We start from the raw sequence: 25,537 nt of genomic DNA, 5'->3' as shown, positions 1-25,537 counted from the left end.
TGAAAACACCATCCGTTCCGCAACAGCCTTCCTCTACGCTGCCGCCGCCCTCGTTATCCTCCGACGCCTCGCTCGTTACGCTTGAGATTCAAGACGGGCTCTTAGCGATGGATCAAAATCGCAATCAATGGCGATATCGCGGTCAGGAGATGCCAGAAGGCGAGCGCTGCCAAGGTGAAGGCTAAGACGAGCAGGACCGTTACCAACGCGACATCTGTCAGGTTCAGGCGATTTGTCCGTTCCCATTTTTGTACCAAAGCCGTGAAGATCGGCGGCCAGTCGTCACCCGAATACGCCTTCTGACATTTTTCGAGATACTCGGCCTGGCTTTTATGTTCGCGGATAGCGGCGTCGGGCGCGAGATTGCAGACCGTTGCAAAAATGGCCCATGCCGTCCCCGCCAAGGCTAGCAGAAACGCCGAAAACACCACGCTGGGGTAATGAATGCGGGCAAAATCCGGATATTGCGTCACCAGCGCCCCCGCCCTAGCCAGCAGCACTCCTGTGATCACGGGGATCCATAACCCGAAAGCCCAATAGACCGCTTGAGACTGGGAGAGTTGGCGCAAGATGGTCCATTTCATCTCGGCCTCTTGGGCGGCTTTGGCCGCTTAGGCGGCCTCGGCGGATAGTCGATATCGAACGGCGCGAGGACGCCGGCAAGTTCAGCCGCGAACTCCTTCGAATGGATAAGGCGTAGTAGCAAATTCATACACGATTCGGTCACGCTCCGAACAAGTGTCATGTCTCGAATGCCATGCTCGATCTCGACGATTTTGCGAAGGCACGACCGCGCCTGGTCTTCGGGGACGTAAATTTTCCGCTTCAAGGAATCGACGTTGAATTGCGGGTTCTCACGTCGATTTACGATCGAATCCAGAAGTGCGGGATTGATCAATCTGTGAAGGACCGGAGTCAATTCGTCCACGATCGGGCGATACCGAAGATATTCCGTAATTTGAGCCCCATGAACGACTCGGATATAGATCATTTTGGCTAGAACGGGATCAAAGATCTCTTCTTTGATCTCCGCTAAACTCAGTCCACCTCGATTGAAATCGCTCATTTTTCCCTCCCGGACACCGCATTAGATAAACTATGTTTTGCGTGGAATCTAGACTGCGACGTCCCGGCTGGAAGAGGCGACATGAGGCTTTAACAGAGTATTGGTGCGGAGCTGGTCATTGGGTCTTTGCTAGCGCAGAATTTGTCTCATCATTCCCTGATCTTCAACCACTCTGTCGCGGGAGCCCGTGGACTGCACAGGCGGTTCGCGGGCTCTTCAATATCTTCAAAGCCGATCGCCATCCCGCAGAACAGCATCCGTTCCGGCGGAACGTCGATCGCGGCCGCGACCGTCTCGGGATAGACCGCCCAGCATTCCTGCGCGCAGGTGGCGAGCCCGGCCTCGACCGCGAGCAGCATCACGTTCTGCAGATACATGCCGAGATCGGCCCATTGCGGTGGTCCCATCCGCCGATCGACCGTGCAGAACAAGGCGGCAGGCGCGCCAAAAAACTGAAAATTGCGCGCGAACCAGAGCCGCCGCGCGGCTTTGTCGTCGCGCGGGATGCCGATTTCGGCATATAGCGCCTCCCCCACCGCAAAACGCCGGTCGCGATACGGCGCGACGAGTTCGGAGGGATAGATGTCATACGCCGGCGTCTCGGTCTCGCCACGCCACAGCTTCGCGGCAATTGCTGCTTTCAGCGCCTCCAGCGGCGCGCCCATTAGAACATCGACGTGCCAAGGTTGCAAATTGCCCCCCGTCGCCGCCCGCGCCGCCTTGGTGACGATACCATGCAAAACCGCGGAATCGACCGGATCGGTGCGATATCCTCGCACCGATCGACGCGCCGCAATCGCCTCGCTCACGTTCATGCCATCTCGCCTTTCGATCATCGGGTACGCCAACCCACCTTGCCCAACGCGCGCATTCGCGGCAAGAGGTTGCAAACAACAACCGATCTGGAGAGTCGAGCATGGCCGAAGCCTATATTGTGGACGCAGTCCGCACCGCCGGTGGCAAACGTGGCGGCAAGCTCGCCGGAACGCACCCTGTCGACATGGCCGCCCACGTGCTCGACGCAATTATCGCGCGCACCGGGATTGATGGCGCAGCCGTCGACGATGTCATCATGGGCTGCGTCATGCAGGGCGGGCAGCAAGCGGGCCAAGTCGGCCGCAACGCCGTGCTCGCCGCGAAGAATCTGCCTAACAGCGTGCCTGCCGTCTCGATCGATCGCCAGTGCGGATCGTCGCAGCAAGCGATGCAATTCGCCGCCCAAGCGGTCATGTCGGGCACGCAGGACATCGTGATCGCAGCGGGCGTCGAAAGCATGACGCGCGTGCCGATGGGGTCGACCGCGACGCTGTTCATGAAAGAGGGGCTGGGCAATTACAAATCGCCGCAACTTGAAGAAAAATATCCCGGCATCATGTTCAGCCAGTTCATGGGTGCAGAAATGATCGTCAAGAAGCACGGTTTCGACCGCGCACAACTCGATGCCTTCGCAGCCGAAAGCCACAAGCGCGCCGCCGCCGCGACCCAGCGCGGGGCCTTCGCCGATGAGATCGTCGCAATCGATGTCGAGACCCCCGAGGGCGTCATCGCGCACGCGATCGACGAGGGCATTCGCTTCGACGCGACGCCCGAGAGCATCGGCCAGGTCAAATTGCTACAGGAAGGCGGCAGCATCTCGGCGGCCAATGCCAGCCAGATTTGCGACGGGGCGAGCGCGGTGATGATCGTCAGCGCGGCCGCGCTCAAGGCGCATAACCTCACCCCGATCGCGCGGATCGTCAATCTGACCGTCACCGGCGGCGACCCGGTCATCATGCTCGAGGAACCGCTCTTCGCGACCGACCGCGCGCTGCAGCGTTCGGGCATGAAGATCGACGAAATCGACCTGTACGAAGTCAACGAAGCGTTCGCGCCCGTGCCGCTGGCGTGGCTGAAGCACACCGGTGCCGACCATGCGAAACTCAATGTCAATGGCGGCGCGATCGCGCTCGGCCATCCGCTGGGTGCTTCCGGCACGAAGCTGATGGCGACGTTGGTGCACGCGCTGAAGGCATCGGGTGGGCGCTATGGCCTGCAGACGATGTGCGAGGGCGGCGGCATCGCCAATGTGACGATCATCGAGCGGCTTTGATTTTTGCGCCGTGCTCCTGCGAACGCAGGAGCTTAGGGTTATGAACGCCGCACTTGCGGCTCTGGGTTCCTGCGTCCGCAGGAACACAAGGGGAGAATGACACGATGAAACTCGACTCCACCACCGCTGCCGTCGTCACTGGCGGCGCATCCGGCCTCGGTGCCGCCACCGCGCGCGCGCTTGCCGCCAAGGGCGTCAAGGTCGCGATCTTCGATCTGCAGGCCGAAAAGGGCGAAGCGCTCGCCGCCGAAATCGGCGGCGTGTTCTGCGAAGTGAACGTCACCTCCGAGGAATCGGTCGACGCCGGCTTCGCCAAGGCGCGTGCCACCAACGGACAGGAGGCGGTGCTCGTCTGCTGCGCCGGGACCGGCAATGCGATGAAAACCGCGAGCCGCTCCAAGGAAGATGGCAGCATCAAGCATTTCAGCCTCGCGGCGTTCGACTGGCTGATCCAGATCAACCTCGTCGGCACCTTCCGCTGTGTTGCCAAATCGGCGGCGGGCATGCTGACGCTCGACCCCGGCACCGATGGTGAGCGCGGCGCGATCGTGATGACCGCTTCGGTCGCGGCGGAGGACGGCCAGATCGGCCAGGCGGCGTATTCCGCATCGAAGGGCGGCGTGGTCGGCATGACGCTGCCGATCGCCCGCGATTTGATGGGCGAGGGTATCCGCATCAACACGATCCTGCCCGGCATTTTCGAAACTCCGCTGATGCAGGGCGCGCCACAGCAGGTTAAGGACAATCTCGCCGCCTCGGTCCCCTTCCCCAAGCGGCTCGGCATGCCAGCGGAATATGCGCATCTGGCGCTGACGATGCTGGAAAATTCGTACTTCAATGGCGAGGACGTGCGGTTGGATGGCGCGATTAGAATGGCGCCTCGCTGACTAAGGCCGCCGTCTTTCTCCCCTCCCGCTTGCGGGAGGGCATGCGGCCGCTGAATTTAGACCCCGATAACAACCCCTCCCCTAACCCCTCCCGCAAGCGGGAGGGGAATTTGGAACCCTCCCCATGACCACCACGCTCTTCAGCTTCGTCGACCTGTTCCGTCGCCAGCTCGACACCGTCGCGCACCTGCTCACCAAGGGCAGCGCCTTCGCCGCGGCCAACAGCCTTCCCGAGGCGGACATGCTTGGCTGGCGGCTTGCCGAAGATATGCACCCGGTGTCATTTCAGGCGATGGTCGTCATCAACTTTTCGCAATCCTGGATCGCGCGCGCGATCGACATGGCCATCCCCGAACCGGTCACAGCCGATCTCGACGTCGCGGGCTATCAGGCCGCAATCGTAGCGGCAAAGGCGTGGCTCGCCGCGCTGACGCCCGAACAGTTCGCCGGTCGCGACAATGTCTCCATCACCGCCCAGTTGGGGCCAAACATGGAGCCTACCCTGCCCGCTGCGCAATGGGTCACGGTGTTCGCGGCGACCAACATCGCCTTCCACGCCAACATGGTCTATGCGATCCTGCGGTCGAAGGGCGTGCCACTCGGCAAGCTGGACGTGTTCCCGAGCGGCCTGTAGGTCGCCGCCATGTCCAAACCCGAATCCTGGCGGATCGACCCCGCATCCTATCCGCACAGCGAACCGATCCAGACCCGCTTTCAGGATCTCGACGTGCTCGGCCATATCAACAATGTCGCGATGGCGGCCTTGTTCGAAAGCGGACGGGTACGCTTCAACCGGTCGATGAATCTGGCCGGTTGGGCGGGGCATCGCTGGCTCGTCGCCAAGGTCGAGATCAATTACATCGGCGAGAGCTTCTTTCCCGCCGATGTCGAGATTGCGACCGGAATTGGCGATATCGGCAATCGCAGCTGGCACATCCTGTCGGCGGGGTTCCAGAAGGGCGAATGCGTCGCCACCTGCGACGTCGTGATCGTGATGAGCGCGAGCGGCGGGATCACAACGCTGCCCGACGATTTCCGCGCCGGTCTGGAAGCGCATAAGGTCCGGCGGTAAGCGGTCGGCTCAGCCGCGCACGATCAGATAATTCATCCGCGCCGCCGCGATCGGCTTGGCCGCGTCATCCTGCCACGCGATTGCTTCGACATTGGCGACCCGCCCGCCGAGCCGCGTGACCGTACCGCGCGCGAAGGTGGACTTTTCGCGCCCGCCGCGCATGAAGTCGACGGTGACGTTGATCGGCTTGATCTGGCCGCCGCCATCGGCCGCGAGCGCGTGACGCAATGCGATGATCGCCGCCATTTCCAGCAAGCCGCCAATTGCGCCGCCGTGCAAATAGCCGGGCCGCCCGAGCAACGTGTAGGCGCTCGGCATCGTCAGCAGCGTCGGATCGTTACCACCCACGGGCGCGATCCCCAGCAGATCAGCATAAGGCGGCAATTTCATGCGCCTGCTCCGACCGAAGGCTCGACCGGCGCATCGGTAAACATGAAAGTCCCCGCGACATGCGCCAGCGGATCGGCCGGGTCGCCATCATGCGCCTGCCCGCGCACGAACGAGATCGAGCGCGTGATCCGATAGCATTCGCCGCGCCCGAACACCGCCTTGCCCGGCGTCGCGGGGCGCAGATAATCGATCCGCAGATCGAGCGTTGCGTGCGGGCGGAAGCGACCGATCCGAGTCCACACCGCCATGCTGGTCGCCATGTCCATCATCGTCAGGATCGGGCCGGAGGCGAGCACACCACTGTCCAGATCGCCAATTAATTCCGCGCGATACGGCAAATGCAGCTCGACCCAATCGGGCCCGTGCGCGTGATAGGTCAACCCCAGCAGCCTGCCATGCCCGCCGACGCCATAGCGCAGGAAACGTTGCGGATCGAAGGCGGGGGGATCGGCAGGAAACATGCCACCTCCGTACCGCAAGGCAGCATCGGCGCAAGGGCGCGCGCCCGTGCACCACGTTACAGCGATTTAACTAAGCGCGCGACCAGCGATCGATTTAGCCTCCTAATGCGGGCTCATCCGCACCATGGGGGCAGGCGATGGAAATTTTCAGCATTGATATCAACCAGATCGTCGATCTTGCGACGCACGTCGGCACGAGCGGCGCGATCCGTTCGCTCGAAATCGTCGGCGACGATATCTTCGATTACATCATCGGCGTCGCGATTCTGATTTATGAGGTTCACCCTTGATCGTGCTGCCCGACCGGGTCAGTTTGGACGCGGCGGCGGCACGCTCTTTTGCCGCCGCCGCCGCGTTCCGGGCGAGCGAACCGTATCGCGGATTGGAGGATTTGTTCGCCGAAGTTGCGGTGGAGCGTGCGATTTCTACGCTTTTGCGCGATCACGACTGGGTCGGCGCGCTGATCGCGCCGCTGATCGCCGCGCTGGCCGAGGATCCGTGGTTCGAACCGCCGTTTCGCGTCGCGCGCGATGGCTTGCGGATCGGGACGGTGCTGTTCGAATCGGCGGCGGTGTCGATTGCGGCGACGGTGCTGTCCGCCGACGCGCTCGCGCACTTGCCCCCGCCGCGCACGGTCGTCATTCCGGGGCGCGTGACGGTGACGCGCTATGTCCGCGCCGGGAACGCGCGGCTGCGGCGGTGGGAGGCCGAGCCGATGCTCGCGGATTTTTCGGCGACGACCGCAAAGCCGTGCGCGCCGTTACCCGACCTGCGGCTCGGCGATGGCGATGTCGTGCGGAGCGACGGGCGGACGCAAGGCCATGTCATCGCCGATGCAACCAGCGATGTCGTGACGCTGAGCGCAACGCTGCGGGCGCAGACGATTCCCTATGCGCGCGAATATGCAATCGACAGCGGCGCGCTGGTGCGGGTCGCGACGAATGACGACCGTGCCGCGCGCACGCAGATGCTGCTGGCCTATTTGCGGCTGGCAGGGCGACGGGGGAGCGAAGCGTGCTTTGCCGCCGCGACGCGCGACCCGGCCTTTTTCCTGCGCTGGGCAGCGATGCGCGAGTGGTTGGCGAGTGATGCGCGGGCCGCGCTGCCACGCTTGCGCGAGATGGCGGGCGGCGACCCCAATGCGGAGGTCCGCGCGGCGGCCAACGCGACGCTCGCCTTGGTCGAACAGCGGCTGGCCGCCTGATGCCGCGCGTGATCGATCCCGGACATGGCGATGCGATCGGGCTCGACGATCTGGTCGACGCGCTCGACGCCAGCGCGTTCGATCCGCGCGACGCGGAGTCGCTCGCCGCGCTCGGTCCCATGCTCGCGCGGCTGGCGCGCAACCGCACGTTCCTCGCAGATCTCGTGATTGCCGAGCTGGAGGACCGCTGTTCGGGTCAGGCGGCGGGCAATGCGTATGGGGCGCAAGTGTTCCTGCTGCGCCCGGCCAATGGCCGGTACGTGTTGCGCGCGAATTTCTGGCCCGCCCGCGCCGATGCGGTGGTGCGCGCGAGCGGGACCGCGCCGTTTTTCTACGACATGCCGCACGACCATAATTTCTCGTTTCTGACGGTCGGCTATCAGGGGCCGGGCTATTGGAGCGATTATTACGAGTATGACGTGGAGGCACTGGTCGGGGTGGCGGGCGAAGAGGCCGGCCTGCGGTTCGTCGAGCGCTCGCGGCTGGAGGAGGGCAAGGTGCTGCTCTACCGCGCGCGGCACGACATGCATGTGCAATTGCCGCCCGACAGCCTGTCGGTCTCGCTCAACATCCTCGCGTTCGACCGCGCGCAGCCGTGGCGCGACCAGTTCCGCTTCGATATCGCGGCGGGCACGATCGCGGAGGGTCTGACGACCGCGCCGTCCGAAGCGCTGGTCGCCTTGGCGGTGCATTATGGCGGGGAGGCCGGACGCGGCCTGGCGAGCGAACTCGCGCTGCGCCACCCCGCCGCGCGGATGCGGGTTACGGCGCTGCGCGCGCTGGCGTCGTGCGAAGAGGATCGCGCCGACCGGATCGCTATCTTCGAACGCGGCGTGGACGATCCCGACCGCTATGTCGCGCACCAGGCACGGGCCCTCGTCAATCCATAATGGACTAGAATTGCGGCATTTGCGTATCGTGCTTCGATTATATGTCGTGATCGTGGAGTCCGTTCTCGCCTTTGGCGTCGTGCGCCCTGGTCTCGGGGCCGAAATGGCGAAACGCGGCTTGCGGCTGGTGGCGGGGGGCGGGGTCGTCAAAGCCGGCGTTCGGTTCGTGATCGACGGTGCTCCAGCGGGCCCCGAATATGCCGCGCACATCCCGACGCTGCACGTGGTGCGTGGCGGCGATGCTGCGGTTGCCGCTGCGATTGATGCGGGGGCCGATGACGCGGTCGCACTCTCTTCCAGCGACGGGCTGATCGCGGCGCGCTTGGCGGCGCTCGTGCGGCGGGTGCCGACCGCGGTGCGGATCGGGCCGCTGACGATCGACCGAGTCGAACGCTGTGCGATGCGCGCCGGACGCGCGCTCGATCTGTTGCCGCGCGAATATCGGCTGTTGCTCTATCTGGCCGAGCGCGCGGGTGCGGTGGTGTCGCACGACGAATTGCGCAGCGCGGTCTGGGGCCTGCGCTTCCACCCCGGCACGAACCTTGTCGCGGCGCATGTCTCGCGGCTGCGCGCCAAGCTCGATCGGGGATTCGAGTCCGCGATGCTGCACACCGAAAAGGGCGTCGGCTATCGCCTTGCCGTGCCGGAAGCGGGCGTATAGCATCGGGTTGCAAAACGAAACCAGAAGCCTGGAGAGGCCCAGAATGTCGCACCCTAGCATCCATGCGCGGACCGACCCCGCCAAACCTGCGCTGATCGTCGCGGAGACCGGCGAGACGATCACGTTTGGCGAGTTGGACGCGCGGTCGAACCGCGCGGCGCAGCTTTTCCGCGCGCGCGGGCTGGTGGCGGGCGATACAATCGCGCTGATGCTGGAGAATACGCCCGAATTTTACGACATCGCCTGGGGCGCGCAGCGCAGCGGACTGTTCTTCGTCTGCATCTCGACCAAGCTGACCGCGCCCGAGCTGGCGTATATCATCGCCGATTCAGGGGCGAAGCTGCTGATCGTCTCGGCCAGCCTCGCCGGTATCGCAGGCACCGATGCGGGCGGGCTGCGCTTTTCGGTCGGCGGTGCGGTGCCCGGCTGGGATGTTTGGGAAAATGCGGTCGCGGCGATGCCTGCCACCCCAATCCCCGACGAACGCGCCGGGATCGACATGCTCTATTCCTCGGGCACGACCGGGCGGCCCAAGGGCGTGCGCGTCGCACTTCCCGAAGACCCCGACATCACCGCCGCGACGGTGCTGATGATGCTCGCGCGCGGGCTGTACGGGCTGGGGCCGGACAGCATCTACCTTAGCCCCGCGCCGCTCTATCACGCCGCCCCCTTGCGCTGGTCGATGACGGTGCAGCGGCTCGGCGGGACGGTGGTGATGCTCCAGCATTTCGACCCCGACACGGCACTCGCGGCGATCGAGCGCTACCGCATCAACGCCAGCCAATGGGTGCCGACGCATTTCGTGCGGATGCTCAAACTCGATGCCGCCGCCCGCGCGGCGCATGATCTGTCGAGCCTCAAGGTCGCGATCCATGCCGCCGCGCCCTGCCCCGTGCCGGTCAAGGAAGCGATGATCGATTGGTGGGGGCCGGTGCTGTACGAATATTATGCCGGGTCCGAGGGCAATGGCCTGACGACGATCGATTCGGCGCAGTGGCTGGAACACAAAGGATCGGTCGGCAAGGCGGCGTATGGCGTGCTGCACATTTGCGGCGAGGATGGCGTTGAACTGCCCGCCGGCGAGGAGGGCCTGGTCTATTTCGAGGGCGGCGGCGCGTTCGAATATCATAACGATCCGGCCAAGACGGCGGAGGCGCGCAACGCGCTCGGCTGGTCGACGCTTGGCGATATCGGGCGGATCGACGCCGATGGCTATCTGTATCTCACCGACCGCAAGAGCTTCATGATCATCTCGGGCGGGGTGAACATCTATCCGCAGGAAATCGAGAACCGGCTGATCACGCATCCGCGCGTGGCGGATGTGGCGGTGATCGGCGCGCCTTGCCCCGAAATGGGCGAGCGGGTCGTCGCGGTGGTGCAGCCGGTCGACATGGCCGAGGCGGGCGATGCGCTGGCGGCGGAACTCACGGCGTGGTGTCGCGCCGAATTGTCGGGGGTGAAGACGCCGCGCCAGATCGATTTCAGCGCAGAATTGCCGCGTCACGCGACGGGCAAATTGTATAAGCGGCTGCTGCGGGATCAGTATTGGGGTGAGATGAACGCCGGGATCGTTTAAACCTTGCCGTCACCCCGGACTTGTTCCGGGGTCCACCGCGCCTCGCCAGCGAAAGGTTCGGGGATGGGTGGGCCCCGGAACAAGTCCGGGGTGACGAAAGATGGAGTTAGCTAGATGAACGACCGCGTATCCGTCACCGTCACCGATCATATCGCCGATGTGCGCCTGACGCGCGCCGACAAGATGAATGCGATCGACCCGGCGATGTTCGAAGGGATCGGCGCGGCGATCGACGCGCTGCACCCGCGCAAGGATGTGCGCTGCGTCGTGCTGTCAGGTGAGGGGCGTGGCTTTTGCGCCGGGCTCGACATGGCGAGCATGGCGGGCGGCGGATCCGGCCTCTCGCGAATCGACCGCAACGATCAGGGATCGATCCTGCCGCAACACGTCACCTGGGGCTGGCGCAATTTGCCGGTGCCGGTGATCGCGGCAGTGCACGGTGTCGCGATGGGCGGCGGTTTTCAGATCATGTCGGGTGCCGACATCCGCATCGCCGCGCCGGGCACGCGCTTTGCCATCCGCGAACTGTATTGGGGAATCGTCCCCGATATGGCGGGCTTCCCGATCTGGCGCGGGCTGGTGCGCGACGATGTGCTGCGCGAGCTGGTCTATACCGCGCGCGAATTCGACGCAGACGAAGCGCTGCACCACGGCTTCATCACGCGCATCGCCGAGGACCCACACGCCGCCGCGATGGCACTGGCGCGCGACATTGCCGCGAAGAACCCCAATGCGATTCGCGGGGCCAAGCGGCTGTGCAACATGGCGCACGATGCCGATCCGCTGACGATGCTCGAGGCCGAAACCACTGAGCAGATCGCGGTGATCGGCAAGGCCCCGATGATGGAGCAGGTCGCCGCCAATATGCAGAAGCGCCCCGCGGTATTTTCCGACGCGGATTGAGCGGGATGACGTTACGTTGATCCGGCAAGCCCCTTCCCTTCAGGGGGGGGAGTCCGACTAACGTCATCCCGCTCTAAGACCCCACCCGCCTTACCGCTTCGGCGTCAGCCGCAGCAACGCGCCTTCATCCTCGATCAGCCAGATCGCGCCATCGGCCGCTTGCGCCACATCGCGGACGCGCGCGACCATCGGCCATTGCGCGACGGCCATGGCCTTGTCGCCAGTGACCACGATTCGAATCAGCGCCTGGCCGCCAAGCGCGCCGATAAACAGATTGCCGCGATACCCCGGGAACATCGCGCCCGAATAGGCGATCATCCCGCCCGGCGAGATCGACGGGTTCCACCACAGTTTCGGCGCTTCGAGATCGGGGCGGCTGGGATGGTCGGGGATCGGCTTGCCCGAATAATTGTCGCCGTTGGAGACGACCGGCCAGCCGTAATTCTTGCCCGGCAGGATGAGGTTGAGTTCATCGCCGCCCATCGGCCCCATCTCCTCCTCCCACAAGCGACCGTCGGCGGTGAAGGCGAGGCCGTAGGGGTTGCGGTGGCCGGTGCTCCACGTTTCGGAGCGCACGCCGCCCGCTTTATATTGCGGGTTACCCGGCCACGCCTTGCCGTCGAGCGTCAGCCGCAGGATCTTGCCGAGCCGCTGTTCAGGATCCTGCGCCGGGGTGAAACGCTGGCGTTCGCCCGAAGACAGGAACAGGGATTTGCCATCGGGGGCAAAGGCGATGTTCGCGCCGAACTGCCCACCCACGCCGTTCATGCCCGAGCGCCACAGCACGCGGAAACCCTCGAGCGATGCCTGCGCCGGGCATGGCGCGCGAACACACTGAACTTGCGTGATTTTCAGCGTCGCATGCGCGAGCGCGAGCGCGGCGCCGTTCTTGCCCGGTTCGGAATAGCTGAGATAAATACCGCGATTCGCCGCGAAACCCGGCGCGATCGCGACATCGAGTAAGCCGCCCTGATCGACCTTCGCCACACGCGGCACGCCGCTTACCGTCACGACATTGCCATCGGCCCAGCGCAGCTTCAACTGCCCGGCTTTCTCGGTCATCAGCGCTGCGCCACCCGGCAGCATGGCAAGCGCGAAGGGTTCGGCGAAGGTCCCGATCCGGGTCATCGTGAAGGGCGGCGGCGTCTCACGCAGATTGGCGCGGCCGGTCGTCGCGGGCACGTTCTTGACCGTGGCTTCGGGCGCGTTACGCGGCAATTTCTGCGTGCCCTGCGCCGAACAGGCCGACCCGATCATCGCTACCGAAAGCATCAAAACCCGTACGCGCATGGCAATCTCCTGTGACGGAGTACCATACCGTCGTCACCCCGGACTTGTTCCGGGGTCCCCTGCTCCGCGAACCCCGCCGACGGTTTTTGCAGCAGCGTGGACCCCGGAACAAGTCCGGGGTGACGGATTGGTGGACGGCGCTTGCCAGCCGCCCGCGAGCCGCCTATATCGTCCTCACTCTCTACATCGTTACGGTGAAGAGGCTGGAGCCCCCCGGTTCCGGCGCCGAAGACCCTTGCATTGGACTCCTGTGGCCGAAACGCCCGATCTTACCGCGCTTGTCGCCCCGCTCGCCGAAGCGCTCGGCTTCGATCTGGTGCGCGTGAAGCTGTTCGGCGGCAAGGGCGACTTGACGCTGCAAGTGATGGCCGAACGCCCCGCCACGCGCCAGCTGACGATCGACGATTGCGCGGCACTGTCGCGCAGCATCTCCGACCGGCTCGACGCGCTCGAGGCCGAAGGCCGCGACCCGATCAGCGAGGAATATCGCCTCGAAGTCTCCTCGCCCGGGATCGACCGTCCGCTGACGCGGCTTAAGGATTTCGCCGATTGGGACGGGCATGAAGCGCGCATCGTGCTCAGCAGCCCGATCGACGGGCGCAAGGTGCTGACCGGCCTGCTCAAAGGCGTAGAGGGCGATATCATCACCATTTACGTCGCCACCAAGGGCGAGATGGAAGTGCCGTTTTCGCAAATCGGTACCGCCAAATTGGTGCTGACCAACGCCTTGATTGCCGCGACCCGTCCGCTTTCGATGGACGGGGTCGAGGAAGAAGAAACCGAAGAAGAATTGGTGCCCGAGGGTACCGAAGACGAAGGACAGATTTGATGGCCATCCCAGCGACCTCCGGCGTTACCGCCAACCGCGCCGAGCTGATCGCGATTGCGAACGCCGTCGCGACCGAGAAAATGATCGACAAGGCGATCGTGATCGAGGCGATGGAGGACGCGATTCAGCGCGCCGCCAAGGCCCGTTACGGCGCCGAAAACGACATTCGCGCCAAGCTCGATCCGCAGACCGGCGACCTGCGCCTGTGGCGCGTCGTCGAAGTGGTCGAGGCGGTCGATGATTATTTCAAGCAAGTGAATTTGAAGGAAGCGCAGAAGCTTCAGGCCGGCGCGGTCGTTGGCGATTATATCGTCGATCCGCTGCCCCCGATCGAATTCGGCCGCATCGCCGCGCAAGCCGCCAAGCAAGTCATCTTCCAAAAGGTCCGCGACGCCGAGCGCGAGCGCCAGCATGAAGAATTCAAGGACCGCATGGGCGAGATCATCACCGGCGTCGTCAAGCGCGTCGAATTCGGCCACGTCGTCGTCGATCTCGGCCGCGCCGAGGGCGTGATCCGCCGCGACCAGCAAATCCCGCGCGAAGTGGTGCGCGTCAACGACCGCATCCGCTCGCTGATCCTGAATGTGCGCCGCGAGAATCGCGGGCCGCAGATTTTCCTCAGCCGCGCGCACCCCGATTTCATGAAGAAGCTGTTCGCGCAGGAAGTGCCCGAGATTTACGACGGCATCATCGAAATCAAGGCCGCCGCGCGCGATCCCGGCTCGCGCGCGAAGATCGGCGTCATCTCGCATGATTCGTCGATCGATCCGGTCGGTGCGTGCGTCGGCATGAAGGGCAGCCGCGTTCAGGCGGTCGTGCAGGAAATGCAGGGCGAGAAGATCGACATCATCCCGTGGTCGCCCGATACCGCGACCTTCGTCGTCAACGCGCTCCAGCCGGCCTCGGTGTCGCGCGTGGTGATCGACGAGGAAGAGGACCGCATCGAAGTCGTCGTTCCCGACGATCAGCTCAGCCTCGCGATCGGCCGTCGCGGCCAGAACGTGCGTTTGGCGTCGCAGCTCACCGGCAAGGCGATCGACATCCTGACCGAGCAGGACGCCTCCGAGAAGCGCCAGAAGGAATTCGCCGAGCGCACCGAGATGTTCCAGACCGAGCTCGACGTCGACGAGACGCTGGCCCAGTTGCTCGTTGCCGAAGGCTTCGGCGCGCTTGAGGAAGTCGCGTATGTCGAGGTCGAGGAAATCGCCTCGATCGAAGGCTTTGATGACGATCTCGCCGCCGAATTGCAGAGCCGCGCCGCCGAGGCGCTCGACCGCCGCGAAGTCGCCAACCGCGAGGAACGCCGCGGCATGGGCGTTGAGGATGCGCTCGCCGAATTGCCGCATCTGAACGAAGCGATGCTGGTCACGCTCGGCAAGGCCGGGATCAAGACGCTCGACGATCTCGCCGATCTGGCGACCGACGAGCTGATCCAGAAGAAGCGCCAGGAGCAACGCCGCCGCGCCGAAGGGGCCGAGCAGAATAAGCGTCCCGAGGACAAGGGCGGCGTGCTCGGCGAATACAGCCTGACCGAAGCGCAGGGCAACGAGATCATCATGGCGGCGCGCGCGCATTGGTTCGAGGATGAAAAGGCCTGATGCCCTTCGTCAGCATCCGCATCTCGGGCACCGCGACGAAGGACCAGAAGTCCGGGATCGTCGCGGACGTCACCCAGTCGCTCGTGGAGCGGCTGGGCAAGAACCCGGCTGCGGTGCAGATCGTGATCGAGGAAGTGTCGACCGAGAATTATGGTGCCGGCGGGGTGCTGATCGTGGATCGCGACGCGCCTAAGTTGCAGGAGGACGCTCATGCGGAATCCTCGCAATGAAACGCTAGGGTTTACCCAGAACGACCGTCACCCCGGGCTTGTCCCGGGGGCCACCGGGCCGCGTATTCGGCGTGCCGAGGGGCGTGTTGCACCGTGGACCCCGGGACAAGCCCGGGGTGACGGGCTTGGTTTAGCTAAGCGGTGGCAAGCCCAGCGCTACGGCCAAATCCTCCCAGTACGGATTGTTGCGTTCGATCAGATTCTTCTTCCAGTCGCGCTGCCATTTTTTGAGCCGTTTTTCCGTGGTGATCGCGGCCTCCATGGTGTCAGCCATCTCGAACCAAACAAGACGGATAATCCCGTGCCGTTTGGTGAAGCTATCGAACACCCCGTCTCTGTGCTGGAGAATCCGTCCAATCAGATTCGACGTAACGCCGACATACAGCGTGCCGTTGAAACCGCTGGCCAGGATATACACGCACGGTTGTCGTTCTCGCACTTTTCCAACCCCCGTCACCCCGGCCTTGTGCCGGGGTCCACTGTGCCGCTCGATCGTCGGACGCAGAATTTGCGGCACGGTGGCCCCCGGCACAAGGCCGGGGTGACGAAACGGGGGGGTGACGGACGATGAACGCGCACGATCCCATCCGCCGCTGCATCCTGCTCGGCGAGCGCGCGCCGCGTGAGTCGCTGATTCGGCTCGCGCTCTCCCCCGACGGCGCGGTGTTTCCTGACGTGCGGGCCAAGGCCCCCGGTCGCGGCGCCTGGATCGGCGTCACCCGCGCCGAGCTGGAAAGCGCGATCGCCAAGGGCAAGCTCAAGGCCGCGCTTGCGCGCGCGTTCAAGACCGGGCCGATCGCGATTCCGGACGATCTCCCTGATATGATCGCCGCCGCGCTTGAACGCGCCGTGCTCGACCGGCTCGGGCTCGAGGCGCGTACGGGCAATCTGCTGACCGGTGCCGAAAAGATCGAGGCGGCGGCGCGATCGGGCAAGCTGCACTTGCTGCTCCACGCGGCCGATGCCGGCACCGACGGCAACCGCAAGCTCGACCAGGCGTGGCGCGTCGGCAAGGACGAAGAGGGCAGCGACCTCAGGGGGTTGGCACTGCCCGTCCCGCGCACCATATTGGCCGTGGCACTGGGTCGGCAGAATGTGGTACATATCGGTCTGACAGAGCGTGATGCGGCGCGGCGAGTGAGTGAAACACTGACCCGCTGGCTGCATTTCATCGGATCCCATCCCGCCCTTCCGACTTGCGAAACCGTTTCGCAGGGCGCATCGGCGCTTCAAATTATCCCGACCGGAGCTGGCAACTCCGTCGCGGACGACGACACATGCGAGGAACTTGAGTGAGCGACACCGACAACGAAAAGCCGAAACTCGGGATGCGTCAGCCGCTTGGGCTGAAGCGCACGGTCGAGACCGGCAAGGTCAAGCAAAGCTTCAGCCATGGCCGGTCGAACACCGTCGTGGTCGAAGTGAAGCGCCGCCGCATCCTCGGACCCGGTGGTCCGGCCGAGGCCCCCGTGGTCGAAGCGGCGCCTGCGCCCGCTCCGGCGGCCGAAGCGCCACGTCCCGCCCCGCCGCCCGCACCCGCGCCGATCTCGCCCGGCAATTCGCTGCTCTCCCGCCAGGAGCTGCAGACCAAGTTGCTGCGCGAGGCTGAAGAATCGCGGATGAACGCGCTCGAGGAAACGCGTCGCCGTGAAGAGCGCGACCGAATCGAAGCGCAAGAGGAAGAACGCCGCCGCGCCGAGGAAAATCGCCGTGCAGGCGATGCCCCCGACAGCGCCGCAGCGCCCGATCCGACGCCGCAACCGGCTCCAGAACCAGCCAAAGAACTGGCCCAGGAACCGGCTGCGCCCACGGCCGTTGCCGAAGCGGCGGCCGCGCAGCCGGTCGAAGCCACTGCTGCTTCCGCCGCCGCGCCCGTTGCTCCCCCAGCCGTGGCTGCACCGGCCGCGCCCGAGCCGCCGCGGATGTTCGGCCTCGATCCGTCGCTGCCCGCCCCGCGCATGTTTTCGCCGGTGGCGCGTCCCGAACGGCCGCGCCCTGCCCCCGCACCAACCCCTGAACCCGCCGCCGAGACGAGCGCATCCGCCACTCCCGGCGCGGCCAAGCGTCCGGCGATCGGCGTTTCGGCACCTGCCGCCACCGAATCACCCTCGCGACCGGGTCAACGCGACCGCAAGGGGGACGAGCGTCGCGGCGGCAAACTGACCGTCAACCGCGCGCTCAACGATGGCGACGGCGCCCGCGCCCGCAGCCTTGCCGCGCTGAAGCGTGCGCGCGAAAAAGAACATCGCCGGATGGGCGGCCCGCGCGAAGTGCAGGCCAAGCAAATCCGCGATGTCGTCGTGCCAGAGGCGATCACCGTCCAGGAACTCGCCAACCGCATGGCGGAAAAGGGCGCGGACCTGGTCAAGACGCTGTTCAAGATGGGCATGCCCGTCACGATGACGCAGACGATCGACCAGGACACGGCCGAGCTGCTCGTGACCGAATTCGGCCACAACATCGTCCGCGTCAGCGATTCGGACGTCGATCTGACCAACGACACGCGCGAGGATGCCGATGAAAATGCGGTGCCGCGTCCGCCCGTCGTCACGATCATGGGCCATGTCGATCACGGCAAGACCTCGCTGCTCGACGCGCTGCGCGGCACCGATGTCGTGCGCGGTGAAGCCGGTGGCATCACGCAGCATATCGGCGCGTATCAGGTGACGCTCAAAGACAAGTCGAAGATCACCTTCCTCGACACGCCCGGCCACGAAGCCTTTACCGAAATGCGCCAGCGCGGTGCCAACGTCACCGACATCGTCGTGTTGGTGGTCGCCGCCGACGATGCGATCAAGCCGCAGACGGTCGAGGCGATCAATCACACCCGCGCCGCCGGCGTGCCGATGATCGTCGCGATCAACAAGGTCGATAAGCACGACGCCAACCCGCAGAAAGTGCGCGAAGCGCTGCTGCAATATGAAGTCGTGGTCGAGGAAATGTCGGGTGACGTCCAGGACGTCGAAGTCTCGGCGCTCAAGAAGACCGGGCTCGACGAACTGATCGAGAAGATCCAGCTGCAGGCCGAATTGCTCGAGCTGAAGGCCAATCCCGATCGCCCGGCCGAGGGCACCGTGATCGAAGCCAAGCTCGACAAGGGCCGTGGTCCGGTCGCGACCGTGCTCGTGAACCGTGGCACGCTGAAGGTCGGCGACATCTTCGTCGTCGGTGCCGAAAGCGGCAAGGTCCGCGCGATGACCAACGACAAGGGTCAGCAGATCAAGGAAGCCGGGCCCTCGATGCCGGTCGAAGTGCTCGGCCTGTCGGGCGTGCCGCGTGCGGGCGATCCGCTGTCGGTGGTCGAAAACGAAGCGCGCGCGCGCGAAGTGGCGGAATATCGCCAGGGCGTGATGACCAGCAAGCGCACCGCGGGTGGCCCGGCGAGCCTCGAGAGCATGTTCAGTGCTTTGAAGGAAAAGCAGGCGATCGAATATCCGCTGGTGGTCAAGGCCGATACGCAAGGTTCGGTCGAGGCGATCGTCGGCGCGATCAACAAGATCTCGACCGATCTGATCAAGGCGCGCGTGCTCCATTCGGGCGTCGGTGGCATCACCGAGAGCGACGTGACGCTCGCGGGTGCAAGCGGCGCGCCGATCATCGGCTTCAACGTGCGGCCCAACGCCAAGGCGCGCGAGATTGCCGAGCGGCACAAGGTCGCGTTCAAATATTATGACGTGATCTACGATCTGACCGACGAAATCCGCGCCGGTATGGCGGGTGAGCTTGGCCCCGAGGCGTTCGAAACGGTGGTCGGCCGTGCCGAAATTCGCGACGTCTTCTCAGCCGGCAAGCACGGCAAGGCAGCAGGTCTGCTCGTCACCGAGGGCAACATCCGCAAGGCGCTCAAGGCGCGTATCACCCGGGCCGATGTCATCATCTACCAGGGCGAAATCGCCTCGCTGCGGCGCTTCAAGGACGATGTCGCAGAAGTGCGGGCCGGGTTGGAGTGCGGGGTTACCTTCACGTCGAACTTCGTCGACATCAAGCCGGGCGACTTTTTGGAGACGTTCGAGGTCGAGTTGCGAGAGCGGACTTTGTGAGAAATCTCCCTCTCCCGGCGGGAGAGGGGCAAGCCGCGGAGCGGCGCGGGGTGAGGGTGTGCGACAGCGCGACCTCACCCTCACCCTCCCAAGCCAAATGGCTTGGGCCCCTCCCTCTCCCGCTGGGAGAGGTGTAAGAAGGCATTATGCGCCCAAACGAAACCCCTGAAACCCGTGCCGTCCGTCTGCTCCGCGTCGGCGAGCAGATGCGGCATGTGATCAGCGACATCCTCGCGCGCGGCGACGTGCATGACGAGACGCTCGCCAAGCATCCGGTGACGATCACCGAAGTGCGGATGTCGCCCGATCTGCGCCATGCGACGGTGTTCATGAAGCCGCTGCTCGGCCGTGACGAGGAAGCGGTGCTGAAGGCGCTGCGCACCAACACCGCCTATCTCCAGCGCGAAGTCGCCGCGCGGGTGCATATGAAATATGCCGCCAAGCTCAAGTTTCTCGCCGACGAAAGTTTCGACGAAGGCAGCCATATCGACACGCTGCTGCGCGCGCCGCATGTCGCGCAGGATTTGGGCGACGACTGAGCTCGACACTGTCATCCGCGCGAATGGGACATAGCTCACTGGATGATCTGATGGCCAAGCTCTATTTCTACTACGCCTCGATGAACGCCGGCAAATCGACCAATTTGCTGCAAGCCGATTTCAACTATCGCGAGCGCGGGATGCGGACCGTGCTGTTCACCGCCGCGATCGACGACCGGTTCGCGGCGGGCAAGATCACCTCGCGGATCGGGCTCGACACGCCCGCTTTGGCCTTCGACCGCGCGACCGATCTGGCGGCAGCAGTGCTGGCGAGCGGCGCCGATGCGCCCGCATGCGTGCTGGTCGATGAAGCGCAGTTTCTGACCACCGGCCAAGTCGACCAGCTCGCCACGCTGGCGGATGCGCACGGTATCCCGGTGCTCGCGTACGGGCTGCGCACCGATTTTCTGGGCAATCTCTTCGAAGGCTCGGCGCGGTTGCTGGCGATTGCGGATTCGCTGATCGAGATCAAATCGGTCTGCGCGTGCGGGCGCAAGGCGACGATGAATCTGCGTGTCGATGCCGCGGGCAAGGCGGTCGCAGCGGGGGCGCAGACCGAGATTGGCGGCAACGACCTGTACATTGCGCTGTGCCGTCGCCATTTCAGCGAGAAGCTGGCTCAAGCAAGCTGAACTGAACGGAACCCATGACCGACCTTCCCCTGCCCTACACCATCGCGGTGTGGCTCATCCCCCTCGTCATCGCGATCGTGTTTCACGAAGTCGCGCACGGCTATGTCGCGCGGCTGTTCGGCGATCATACCGCCGCCCGGATGGGGCGGCTGACGCTCAACCCGATTCGCCATGTCGATCCGGTCGGCACGGTCGTGCTGCCGATGGTGCTGGCGATTGCGCACGCACCGATCTTTGGCTGGGCCAAGCCCGTGCCGGTTGATTATCGCAATCTGCGGGAGCCCCGCCGCGACATGATCTTCGTCGCGCTGGCCGGGCCGGGGACGAATTTCGTGCTGGCGATGCTGACGGCGCTGACGCTCGCGGGGTTCTTTTCCGGTGCAGTGCCGCCCGCCAGCGCGCTCTACACCGTGTCGGGTTTCGCGTTTCTCTCGCTCGTCAGCTTCCTGCAGGTCAATGTGTTCCTCGGCGTCTTCAATTTGATCCCCTTGCCGCCGTTCGATGGCGGACACGTCGTCCAGGGTCTGTTGCCGCGCGCCGCGGCCGCGCACTATGCCAAGCTCGCACGGTTCGGCTTTCCGCTGCTGCTGATCCTGCTGTTCGTGCTGCCGATGATCAGCCCGCAACTCGATATCGTCCGGCGGTTCATCGGGCCGATTGCCAATGCGGTGTTCCAGGGCTTCCTCGGCATCGCGCAACTCGGCGGATTGTGAGCGGCGTGCATGGCTGGCTGATCCTCGACAAGCCGCTCGGGCTCGGCTCGACGCAAGGCGTGTCGGCGGTGAAGCGCGCGCTGCGCGATGCCGGGTTCGATGTCAGCAAGCGCGGGATCAAGGTTGGGCATGGCGGCACGCTCGATCCGCTGGCGACGGGCGTGTTGCCGATCGCGCTGGGCGAGGCGACCAAGCTCGCTGGGCGGATGCTCGACAGCGACAAGGTGTATGACTTCACGATCGGTTTTGGGGTGCAGACCGACACGCTCGATCTTGAGGGCAAGGTGATTGCCGAGAGTGACGTGCGGCCAACGTTCGCGCAGGTGGAGGCGGTGCTGGGGCGGTTTACCGGGCCGATCGAGCAAGTGCCGCCGGCTTACTCCGCGCTGAAGGTGGATGGCGCGCGGGCGTATGATCTGGCGCGGGCGGGGGAAGATGTGGTGCTGGCGGGGCGCTTCGTTGTGGTCCATGCTCTCGCTCTTCGTCACCCCGGCCTTGAGCCGAGGCCCATCGTGCAACAAGCAACGACGCCGCAAGTGGAGGGATGGGCCCCGGGTCAAGCCCGGGGTGACGAAGCGTTGGATAGCGTCACCCTCACCGCGCATGTCTCCAAGGGCACCTACATCCGCGCCCTAGCGCGCGACATTGCGATCGCGCTCGGGACGGTCGGCCATGTTACCTATCTGCGCCGCACCAAAGCCGGGCCGTTCGACCTGTCCCAAGCGATATCGCTGGACAAACTGGCCGAATTGGGTAAGGCGCGCACGCTTGAAGACAAACTCCTGCCGTTGAGGGCGGGGCTGGACGACATCCCGGCTCTACCCCTCTCCCCCGATCAGGCAGGGCTGCTCCGACAGGGGCGGGTGTTGATCGGGATTGCCGCAGACGATGGCCCCTACTTCGCGCTTTCGGACGATGTTCCGATCGCTCTGGTCGAGGTTCTGGACCGCGAGGTCCGTGTCGTTCGCGGTTTCAACCTGTAAACGATGTCGAAGGAAAACACATGACGATCACTGCAGAGCGCAAGACCGCGCTCGTCAAGGAACATGGCCGCGTCGAAGGCGACACCGGCAGCCCCGAAGTCCAGGTCGCGATCCTCACCGAGCGCATTCGCAACCTGACCGAGCATTTCAAGGGCCACAAGAAAGACAATCACTCGCGCCGCGGTCTGCTGATGATGGTCAACAAGCGGCGTTCGCTGCTCGACTATCTCCGCCACAAGGACGGCGCACGCTACACCGGTCTCATCGCGAAGCTCGGGCTTCGCAAGTAATTCAGGAGGGGCGGCCTGCGGGTCGCCCCTTTTGTCATCCCGGCCTTGTGCCGGGATCCACCGCAGGGCTTGGCCAAGCGGTGAAGTGGACCCCGGAACAAGTCCGGGGTGACGGAAGGGGATAAGGCAATTCGGCCAAATCCCATGAGCCACTCAAGGCTCACTCAAAGGCCCCGGATCGCATAGGGCGACCGGCGTTGAAGGAAATACAATGTTCGATACCAAGACCGTAACCACCCAATGGGGTGGCAAGACCCTGACCCTCGAGACCGGCCGCGTTGCGCGCCAGGCTGACGGCGCCGTGATGGCGACTTTGGGCGAAACCGTGGTGCTGTGCGCCGTAACCGCCGCCAAGTCGGTGAAGGAAGGCCAGGATTTCTTCCCGCTGACCGTTCACTATCAGGAAAAATATTCGGCGGCCGGCCGTATCCCCGGTGGCTTCTTCAAGCGTGAGCGCGGCGCGACCGAAAAGGAAACGCTGACCAGCCGCCTGATCGACCGCCCGATCCGCCCGTTGTTCCCGGAAGGGTTTTACAACGAAATCAACGTGATCTGTCAGGTCCTGTCGTATGACGGCGAGAATGAGCCCGACATGCTGGCGATGGTCGCTGCATCGGCTGCGCTGACCATCTCGGGCGTGCCGTTCATGGGCCCGATCGGCGCGGCGCGCGTCGGCTATATCGACGGTGAGTACATCCTCAACCCGACGATCGAGCAGATCAAGGCCGGCGAGCTCGATCTCGTCGTCGCCGCTACTGGTGACGCGGTGATGATGGTCGAATCCGAAGCCAAGGAGCTTTCGGAAGAGGTCATGCTCGGCGCGGTGCAGTTCGCGCACAAGGCGTGCCGTGAAGTCTGCAACCTCGTCATCGATCTCGCCGAGCAAGCTGCCAAGGATCCGTGGGAAATGGCCGCACAGGCCGATCTGACCGCGGCCAAGGACAAGCTCAAGAAGCTGATCGGCAAGGACATTGCGGCTGCCTATAAGGTGACCGACAAGTCCAAGCGCTCGAACCTGCTCAACGAAACCCGCGCCAAGGGCAAGGCAGCGTTCGCCGATGCTGCCCCGCAGGACCAGATGGCTGCCGGCAAGCTGATGAAGAAGCTTGAGGCCGAGATCGTTCGCGGTGCCATTCTCAAGGACGGCCAGCGCATCGACGGCCGCACCACCACGCAGATCCGTCCGATCGAGGCGATGGTGCACTTCCTGCCGCGCGCGCACGGTTCGGCGCTGTTCACCCGCGGTGAAACGCAGGCGATCTGCACCACCACGCTCGGCACCAAGGATGCCGAGCAGATGATCGACGGGCTGACCGGCCTGTCCTACGAAAACTTCATGCTGCACTATAACTTCCCGCCCTATTCGGTCGGTGAAGTCGGCCGCTTCGGCGCGCCGGGCCGTCGTGAAGTCGGCCACGGCAAGCTCGCCTGGCGCGCGCTGCACCCGGTGCTGCCGTCGAAGGACGAGTTCCCGTACACGATCCGCGTTCTGTCGGACATCACCGAGTCGAACGGCTCGTCGTCAATGGCGACGGTGTGCGGCGGTTCGCTGTCGATGATGGATGCTGGTGTGCCGTTGAAGCGCCCGGTGTCGGGCATCGCGATGGGCCTGATCCTCGAGGGCAAGGATTTCGCGGTTCTCAGCGACATCCTGGGCGACGAAGATCACCTCGGCGACATGGATTTCAAGGTCGCGGGCACGTCCGAGGGCATCACCACGATGCAGATGGACATCAAGATCGCCGGCATCACCGACGAGATCATGCGCGTTGCGCTCGCACAGGCCAAGGAAGGCCGTGCGCACATCCTGGGCGAAATGGCCAAGGCGCTCGACCACACGCGTGAGGAACTCTCGGCGCACGCACCGCGCATCGAGACCTTCACGATCGACAAGACCAAGATCCGGGACGTGATCGGCACGGGCGGTAAGGTCATCCGCGAGATCGTCGCGACGACCGGCGCCAAGGTCGACATCGACGACGAGGGCGTGATCAAGGTGTCGTCGTCCGACACGTCGCAGATCGAAGCCGCGATCAAGTGGATCAAGGGCATCGTCGAGGAAGCCGAAGTCGGCAAGGTCTATGACGGCAAGGTCGTCAACCTCGTCGATTTCGGGGCGTTCGTGAACTTCATGGGCGGCAAGGACGGCCTCGTCCATGTGTCCGAAATCAAGAACGAGCGCGTCGAGAAGGTCTCGGACGTTCTTTCCGAGGGCCAGGAAGTCAAGGTCAAGGTCCTCGAGATCGACCCGCGCGGCAAGGTTCGTCTGTCGATGCGCGTCGTCGATCAGGAGACCGGTGCCGAGCTGGAAGACACCCGCCCGGCACGCGAAGAGCGTCCGCGCGGCGATCGCCCGGATCGTGGCCCGCGCCGTGATGGCGACGGCGGTCGTGGTCCCGGCGGCGGTGATCGCGGTCCCAGAAATGACCGGGGTGGCGGCGGCGGCGGTGACCGTGGTCCGCGTCGTGACGGCGACGGTGGCCGCGGGCCCCGTCGTGATGGCGGCGGTGAGCGCGCTCCGCGCCCCGAGCGTGCAGCCGGTGGTGACGACAACGGCCCAGCGCCTGAATTCGCGCCAGCCTTCCTGACGGGCGATCGCGACTAAACCGGACGAAGTTTCGGGAGAGGATAAGGGGCTCGCGGCAACGCGGGCCCCTTTTTCGTTGAAATTTCGGAACACCATCGCGTGCGTCCGACGCCGCGATCCGCGCCGCCGTGGATCGCGTAGCCTGTTCTCCCGACCCTGACAGGAGTTCGTGCCGTGAAACAGGTGATCTATCGCTCGCAACCGTTCGGGTTCGATCGCGCGATGCTTGCCGGGATCCTGGTGGGTGCGCGGCGTAACAATGCGCGGGACGCCATTACCGGCGCGCTGATTTGCCGCCACGATCTGTATCTTCAACTGATCGAAGGCGCGGCCCCGGCAATCGATGCGCTCTACGCCCGCATCCTGCGCGACGATCGCCATTCCGAGGTTCGATTGTTGCTGTCCGATACGGTTGAGACGCGGATGTTTCCCGAATGGAGCATGCTCGATGACGAAATGCCGTCAATGGCGTGGTCCCCGGCGGAGGTCATGGCTGGCGCGTTCGAAGCAGCATCTGCCACAACCGTGCGGCAGATTTTCGAGCGAGTCGCCGCCATCGCGCGCCAACGTCCAACGCCTGCGGTTTGATCGTGTGGGGTTTAGCCCC

29 protein-coding genes are annotated in these 25,537 nt (G+C 64.6%); 22 read left to right on the top strand and 7 right to left on the bottom strand.

What is annotated here, in order from left to right:
- Positions 1 to 101: 101 nt before the first annotated feature.
- The 3 genes from IEV62_RS16625 to IEV62_RS16615 all read right to left on the bottom strand — a co-directional run bounded on the left by IEV62_RS16625 (position 102) and on the right by IEV62_RS16615 (position 1,881).
- A complete protein-coding gene (locus IEV62_RS16625; RefSeq protein ID WP_188449481.1) occupies positions 102 to 584 on the bottom strand; it encodes a hypothetical protein in 483 nt (160 codons plus the stop codon).
- On the bottom strand, positions 581 to 1,066 hold the full coding sequence (locus IEV62_RS16620) for a hypothetical protein (protein WP_188449479.1): 486 nt from the start codon (positions 1,064 to 1,066) through the stop codon (positions 581 to 583). The genes IEV62_RS16625 and IEV62_RS16620 overlap by 4 nt, the downstream gene beginning before the upstream one ends.
- Before the next feature lie 149 nt (positions 1,067 to 1,215).
- A complete protein-coding gene (locus IEV62_RS16615; RefSeq protein WP_188449477.1) occupies positions 1,216 to 1,881 on the bottom strand; it encodes a nitroreductase in 666 nt (221 codons plus the stop codon).
- A gap of 101 nt (positions 1,882 to 1,982) precedes the next feature.
- On the opposite strand from IEV62_RS16615, the gene IEV62_RS16610 reads away from it, so the two are divergent.
- The 4 genes from IEV62_RS16610 (at position 1,983) to IEV62_RS16595 (ending at position 5,114) form a co-directional block, all read left to right on the top strand.
- Positions 1,983 to 3,155, top strand: a complete 1,173-nt coding sequence (locus IEV62_RS16610) for an acetyl-CoA C-acetyltransferase (protein ID WP_188449475.1) — start codon at positions 1,983 to 1,985, stop codon at positions 3,153 to 3,155.
- A 104-nt stretch (positions 3,156 to 3,259) separates the two neighbouring features.
- Complete coding sequence (locus IEV62_RS16605) at positions 3,260 to 4,042, top strand: SDR family NAD(P)-dependent oxidoreductase (protein ID WP_188449473.1); 783 nt, start codon at positions 3,260 to 3,262, stop codon at positions 4,040 to 4,042.
- 124 nt (positions 4,043 to 4,166) lie between these two features.
- Positions 4,167 to 4,676, top strand: coding sequence for a DUF1993 domain-containing protein (locus IEV62_RS16600; protein WP_188449471.1), 510 nt, complete (start codon positions 4,167 to 4,169; stop codon positions 4,674 to 4,676).
- Between the two features lie 9 nt (positions 4,677 to 4,685).
- Positions 4,686 to 5,114, top strand: coding sequence for an acyl-CoA thioesterase (locus tag IEV62_RS16595; protein ID WP_188449469.1), 429 nt, complete (start codon positions 4,686 to 4,688; stop codon positions 5,112 to 5,114).
- A 9-nt stretch (positions 5,115 to 5,123) separates the two neighbouring features.
- On the opposite strand, the gene IEV62_RS16590 is transcribed toward IEV62_RS16595, so the two are convergent.
- Together IEV62_RS16590 and IEV62_RS16585 are read right to left on the bottom strand one after the other, a co-directional pair.
- Complete coding sequence (locus tag IEV62_RS16590) at positions 5,124 to 5,504, bottom strand: PaaI family thioesterase (protein WP_188449467.1); 381 nt, start codon at positions 5,502 to 5,504, stop codon at positions 5,124 to 5,126.
- Positions 5,501 to 5,965, bottom strand: a complete 465-nt coding sequence (locus IEV62_RS16585; RefSeq protein WP_188449465.1) for a PaaI family thioesterase — start codon at positions 5,963 to 5,965, stop codon at positions 5,501 to 5,503. Before IEV62_RS16585 ends, IEV62_RS16590 begins: the two co-directional genes overlap by 4 nt.
- A gap of 137 nt (positions 5,966 to 6,102) precedes the next feature.
- Between IEV62_RS16585 and IEV62_RS16580 the strand changes: the two genes are divergently transcribed.
- The 6 genes from IEV62_RS16580 to IEV62_RS16555 all read left to right on the top strand — a co-directional run bounded on the left by IEV62_RS16580 (position 6,103) and on the right by IEV62_RS16555 (position 11,199).
- The gene (locus IEV62_RS16580) at positions 6,103 to 6,255 is read left to right on the top strand and encodes a hypothetical protein (RefSeq protein WP_188449463.1); all 153 of its coding nucleotides are present in this window, start codon (positions 6,103 to 6,105) and stop codon (positions 6,253 to 6,255) included.
- On the top strand, positions 6,252 to 7,169 hold the full coding sequence (locus IEV62_RS16575) for a hypothetical protein (RefSeq protein ID WP_188449462.1): 918 nt from the start codon (positions 6,252 to 6,254) through the stop codon (positions 7,167 to 7,169). The genes IEV62_RS16580 and IEV62_RS16575 overlap by 4 nt, the downstream gene beginning before the upstream one ends.
- A complete protein-coding gene (locus IEV62_RS16570; RefSeq protein WP_229733301.1) occupies positions 7,169 to 8,059 on the top strand; it encodes a transposase in 891 nt (296 codons plus the stop codon). Before IEV62_RS16575 ends, IEV62_RS16570 begins: the two co-directional genes overlap by 1 nt.
- A gap of 52 nt (positions 8,060 to 8,111) precedes the next feature.
- Positions 8,112 to 8,720, top strand: a complete 609-nt coding sequence (locus IEV62_RS16565) for a winged helix-turn-helix domain-containing protein (protein ID WP_188449458.1) — start codon at positions 8,112 to 8,114, stop codon at positions 8,718 to 8,720.
- A 43-nt stretch (positions 8,721 to 8,763) separates the two neighbouring features.
- Positions 8,764 to 10,296, top strand: a complete 1,533-nt coding sequence (locus tag IEV62_RS16560; protein ID WP_188449456.1) for an acyl-CoA synthetase — start codon at positions 8,764 to 8,766, stop codon at positions 10,294 to 10,296.
- Positions 10,297 to 10,410: 114 nt separating this feature from the next.
- Positions 10,411 to 11,199 carry a crotonase/enoyl-CoA hydratase family protein gene (locus IEV62_RS16555; protein WP_188449454.1) on the top strand — a complete coding sequence of 263 codons (789 nt, stop codon included), beginning with the start codon at positions 10,411 to 10,413 and terminating at the stop codon, positions 11,197 to 11,199.
- 90 nt (positions 11,200 to 11,289) lie between these two features.
- Here the strand turns inward: IEV62_RS16555 and IEV62_RS16550 are convergent, their stop codons facing one another.
- Positions 11,290 to 12,489: a PQQ-dependent sugar dehydrogenase gene (locus tag IEV62_RS16550; RefSeq protein WP_188449453.1), complete on the bottom strand. Its 1,200-nt coding sequence runs from the start codon at positions 12,487 to 12,489 to the stop codon at positions 11,290 to 11,292.
- A gap of 250 nt (positions 12,490 to 12,739) precedes the next feature.
- Between IEV62_RS16550 and rimP the strand changes: the two genes are divergently transcribed.
- From rimP to IEV62_RS16535, 3 genes are read left to right on the top strand one after another with little or no spacing between them, the layout of a single operon-like run.
- Positions 12,740 to 13,318, top strand: a complete 579-nt coding sequence (gene rimP / locus IEV62_RS16545) for a ribosome maturation protein RimP (RefSeq protein WP_188449452.1) — start codon at positions 12,740 to 12,742, stop codon at positions 13,316 to 13,318.
- The gene (gene nusA / locus IEV62_RS16540) at positions 13,318 to 14,916 is read left to right on the top strand and encodes a transcription termination factor NusA (protein WP_188449451.1); all 1,599 of its coding nucleotides are present in this window, start codon (positions 13,318 to 13,320) and stop codon (positions 14,914 to 14,916) included. The genes rimP and nusA overlap by 1 nt, the downstream gene beginning before the upstream one ends.
- A complete protein-coding gene (locus IEV62_RS16535) occupies positions 14,916 to 15,146 on the top strand; it encodes a tautomerase family protein (protein ID WP_188449450.1) in 231 nt (76 codons plus the stop codon). Before nusA ends, IEV62_RS16535 begins: the two co-directional genes overlap by 1 nt.
- Positions 15,147 to 15,276: 130 nt before the next feature.
- Here the strand turns inward: IEV62_RS16535 and IEV62_RS16530 are convergent, their stop codons facing one another.
- A complete protein-coding gene (locus IEV62_RS16530) occupies positions 15,277 to 15,663 on the bottom strand; it encodes a GIY-YIG nuclease family protein (RefSeq protein WP_373868606.1) in 387 nt (128 codons plus the stop codon).
- A gap of 50 nt (positions 15,664 to 15,713) precedes the next feature.
- On the opposite strand from IEV62_RS16530, the gene IEV62_RS16525 reads away from it, so the two are divergent.
- From IEV62_RS16525 to IEV62_RS16485, 9 genes are all read left to right on the top strand, one after another.
- Positions 15,714 to 16,442, top strand: a complete 729-nt coding sequence (locus IEV62_RS16525) for a DUF448 domain-containing protein (RefSeq protein ID WP_188449449.1) — start codon at positions 15,714 to 15,716, stop codon at positions 16,440 to 16,442.
- On the top strand, positions 16,439 to 19,186 hold the full coding sequence (infB, locus tag IEV62_RS16520; RefSeq protein ID WP_188449447.1) for a translation initiation factor IF-2: 2,748 nt from the start codon (positions 16,439 to 16,441) through the stop codon (positions 19,184 to 19,186). Before IEV62_RS16525 ends, infB begins: the two co-directional genes overlap by 4 nt.
- Before the next feature lie 146 nt (positions 19,187 to 19,332).
- On the top strand, positions 19,333 to 19,725 hold the full coding sequence (gene rbfA / locus IEV62_RS16515) for a 30S ribosome-binding factor RbfA (RefSeq protein ID WP_188449445.1): 393 nt from the start codon (positions 19,333 to 19,335) through the stop codon (positions 19,723 to 19,725).
- Positions 19,726 to 19,775: 50 nt separating this feature from the next.
- A complete protein-coding gene (locus IEV62_RS16510; protein ID WP_188449443.1) occupies positions 19,776 to 20,357 on the top strand; it encodes a thymidine kinase in 582 nt (193 codons plus the stop codon).
- A 14-nt stretch (positions 20,358 to 20,371) separates the two neighbouring features.
- A complete protein-coding gene (locus IEV62_RS16505; RefSeq protein ID WP_188449441.1) occupies positions 20,372 to 21,070 on the top strand; it encodes a site-2 protease family protein in 699 nt (232 codons plus the stop codon).
- A complete protein-coding gene (gene truB, locus IEV62_RS16500; RefSeq protein WP_188449439.1) occupies positions 21,067 to 22,053 on the top strand; it encodes a tRNA pseudouridine(55) synthase TruB in 987 nt (328 codons plus the stop codon). Before IEV62_RS16505 ends, truB begins: the two co-directional genes overlap by 4 nt.
- Positions 22,054 to 22,073: 20 nt before the next feature.
- Positions 22,074 to 22,343, top strand: coding sequence for a 30S ribosomal protein S15 (rpsO, locus tag IEV62_RS16495; protein WP_188449437.1), 270 nt, complete (start codon positions 22,074 to 22,076; stop codon positions 22,341 to 22,343).
- A 211-nt stretch (positions 22,344 to 22,554) separates the two neighbouring features.
- The gene (pnp, locus tag IEV62_RS16490) at positions 22,555 to 24,948 is read left to right on the top strand and encodes a polyribonucleotide nucleotidyltransferase (protein WP_188449435.1); all 2,394 of its coding nucleotides are present in this window, start codon (positions 22,555 to 22,557) and stop codon (positions 24,946 to 24,948) included.
- A gap of 156 nt (positions 24,949 to 25,104) precedes the next feature.
- Positions 25,105 to 25,518: a BLUF domain-containing protein gene (locus IEV62_RS16485; RefSeq protein ID WP_229733299.1), complete on the top strand. Its 414-nt coding sequence runs from the start codon at positions 25,105 to 25,107 to the stop codon at positions 25,516 to 25,518.
- Positions 25,519 to 25,537: the final 19 nt, after the last annotated feature.

The organism is Sphingomonas psychrolutea (genome assembly GCF_014636175.1).
GTDB classification, from domain to species: Bacteria; Pseudomonadota; Alphaproteobacteria; order Sphingomonadales; family Sphingomonadaceae; genus Sphingomonas; species Sphingomonas psychrolutea.
This window is presented reverse-complemented; position numbering and strand designations above follow the sequence as displayed.

Bases quoted from the DNA above. Each gene is read 5' to 3' on its own strand.
- IEV62_RS16525 (WP_188449449.1), top strand. From the start codon at position 15,714: ATGAACGCGCACGATCCCATCCGCCGCTGCATCCTGCTCGGCGAGCGC.
- IEV62_RS16505 (WP_188449441.1), top strand. From the start codon at position 20,372: ATGACCGACCTTCCCCTGCCCTACACCATCGCGGTGTGGCTCATCCCC.
- IEV62_RS16620 (WP_188449479.1), bottom strand. From the start codon at position 1,066: ATGAGCGATTTCAATCGAGGTGGACTGAGTTTAGCGGAGATCAAAGAA.
- IEV62_RS16605 (WP_188449473.1), top strand. From the start codon at position 3,260: ATGAAACTCGACTCCACCACCGCTGCCGTCGTCACTGGCGGCGCATCC.
- IEV62_RS16595 (WP_188449469.1), top strand. From the start codon at position 4,686: ATGTCCAAACCCGAATCCTGGCGGATCGACCCCGCATCCTATCCGCAC.
- IEV62_RS16580 (WP_188449463.1), top strand. From the start codon at position 6,103: ATGGAAATTTTCAGCATTGATATCAACCAGATCGTCGATCTTGCGACG.
- rpsO (WP_188449437.1), top strand. From the start codon at position 22,074: ATGACGATCACTGCAGAGCGCAAGACCGCGCTCGTCAAGGAACATGGC.
- IEV62_RS16555 (WP_188449454.1), top strand. From the start codon at position 10,411: ATGAACGACCGCGTATCCGTCACCGTCACCGATCATATCGCCGATGTG.
- pnp (WP_188449435.1), top strand. From the start codon at position 22,555: ATGTTCGATACCAAGACCGTAACCACCCAATGGGGTGGCAAGACCCTG.
- IEV62_RS16625 (WP_188449481.1), bottom strand. From the start codon at position 584: ATGAAATGGACCATCTTGCGCCAACTCTCCCAGTCTCAAGCGGTCTAT.
- IEV62_RS16570 (WP_229733301.1), top strand. From the start codon at position 7,169: ATGCCGCGCGTGATCGATCCCGGACATGGCGATGCGATCGGGCTCGAC.
- IEV62_RS16585 (WP_188449465.1), bottom strand. From the start codon at position 5,965: ATGTTTCCTGCCGATCCCCCCGCCTTCGATCCGCAACGTTTCCTGCGC.
- IEV62_RS16550 (WP_188449453.1), bottom strand. From the start codon at position 12,489: ATGCGCGTACGGGTTTTGATGCTTTCGGTAGCGATGATCGGGTCGGCC.
- IEV62_RS16510 (WP_188449443.1), top strand. From the start codon at position 19,776: ATGGCCAAGCTCTATTTCTACTACGCCTCGATGAACGCCGGCAAATCG.
- IEV62_RS16615 (WP_188449477.1), bottom strand. From the start codon at position 1,881: ATGAACGTGAGCGAGGCGATTGCGGCGCGTCGATCGGTGCGAGGATAT.
- IEV62_RS16600 (WP_188449471.1), top strand. From the start codon at position 4,167: ATGACCACCACGCTCTTCAGCTTCGTCGACCTGTTCCGTCGCCAGCTC.
- nusA (WP_188449451.1), top strand. From the start codon at position 13,318: ATGGCCATCCCAGCGACCTCCGGCGTTACCGCCAACCGCGCCGAGCTG.
- rbfA (WP_188449445.1), top strand. From the start codon at position 19,333: ATGCGCCCAAACGAAACCCCTGAAACCCGTGCCGTCCGTCTGCTCCGC.
- IEV62_RS16590 (WP_188449467.1), bottom strand. From the start codon at position 5,504: ATGAAATTGCCGCCTTATGCTGATCTGCTGGGGATCGCGCCCGTGGGT.
- IEV62_RS16535 (WP_188449450.1), top strand. From the start codon at position 14,916: ATGCCCTTCGTCAGCATCCGCATCTCGGGCACCGCGACGAAGGACCAG.
- IEV62_RS16560 (WP_188449456.1), top strand. From the start codon at position 8,764: ATGTCGCACCCTAGCATCCATGCGCGGACCGACCCCGCCAAACCTGCG.
- IEV62_RS16610 (WP_188449475.1), top strand. From the start codon at position 1,983: ATGGCCGAAGCCTATATTGTGGACGCAGTCCGCACCGCCGGTGGCAAA.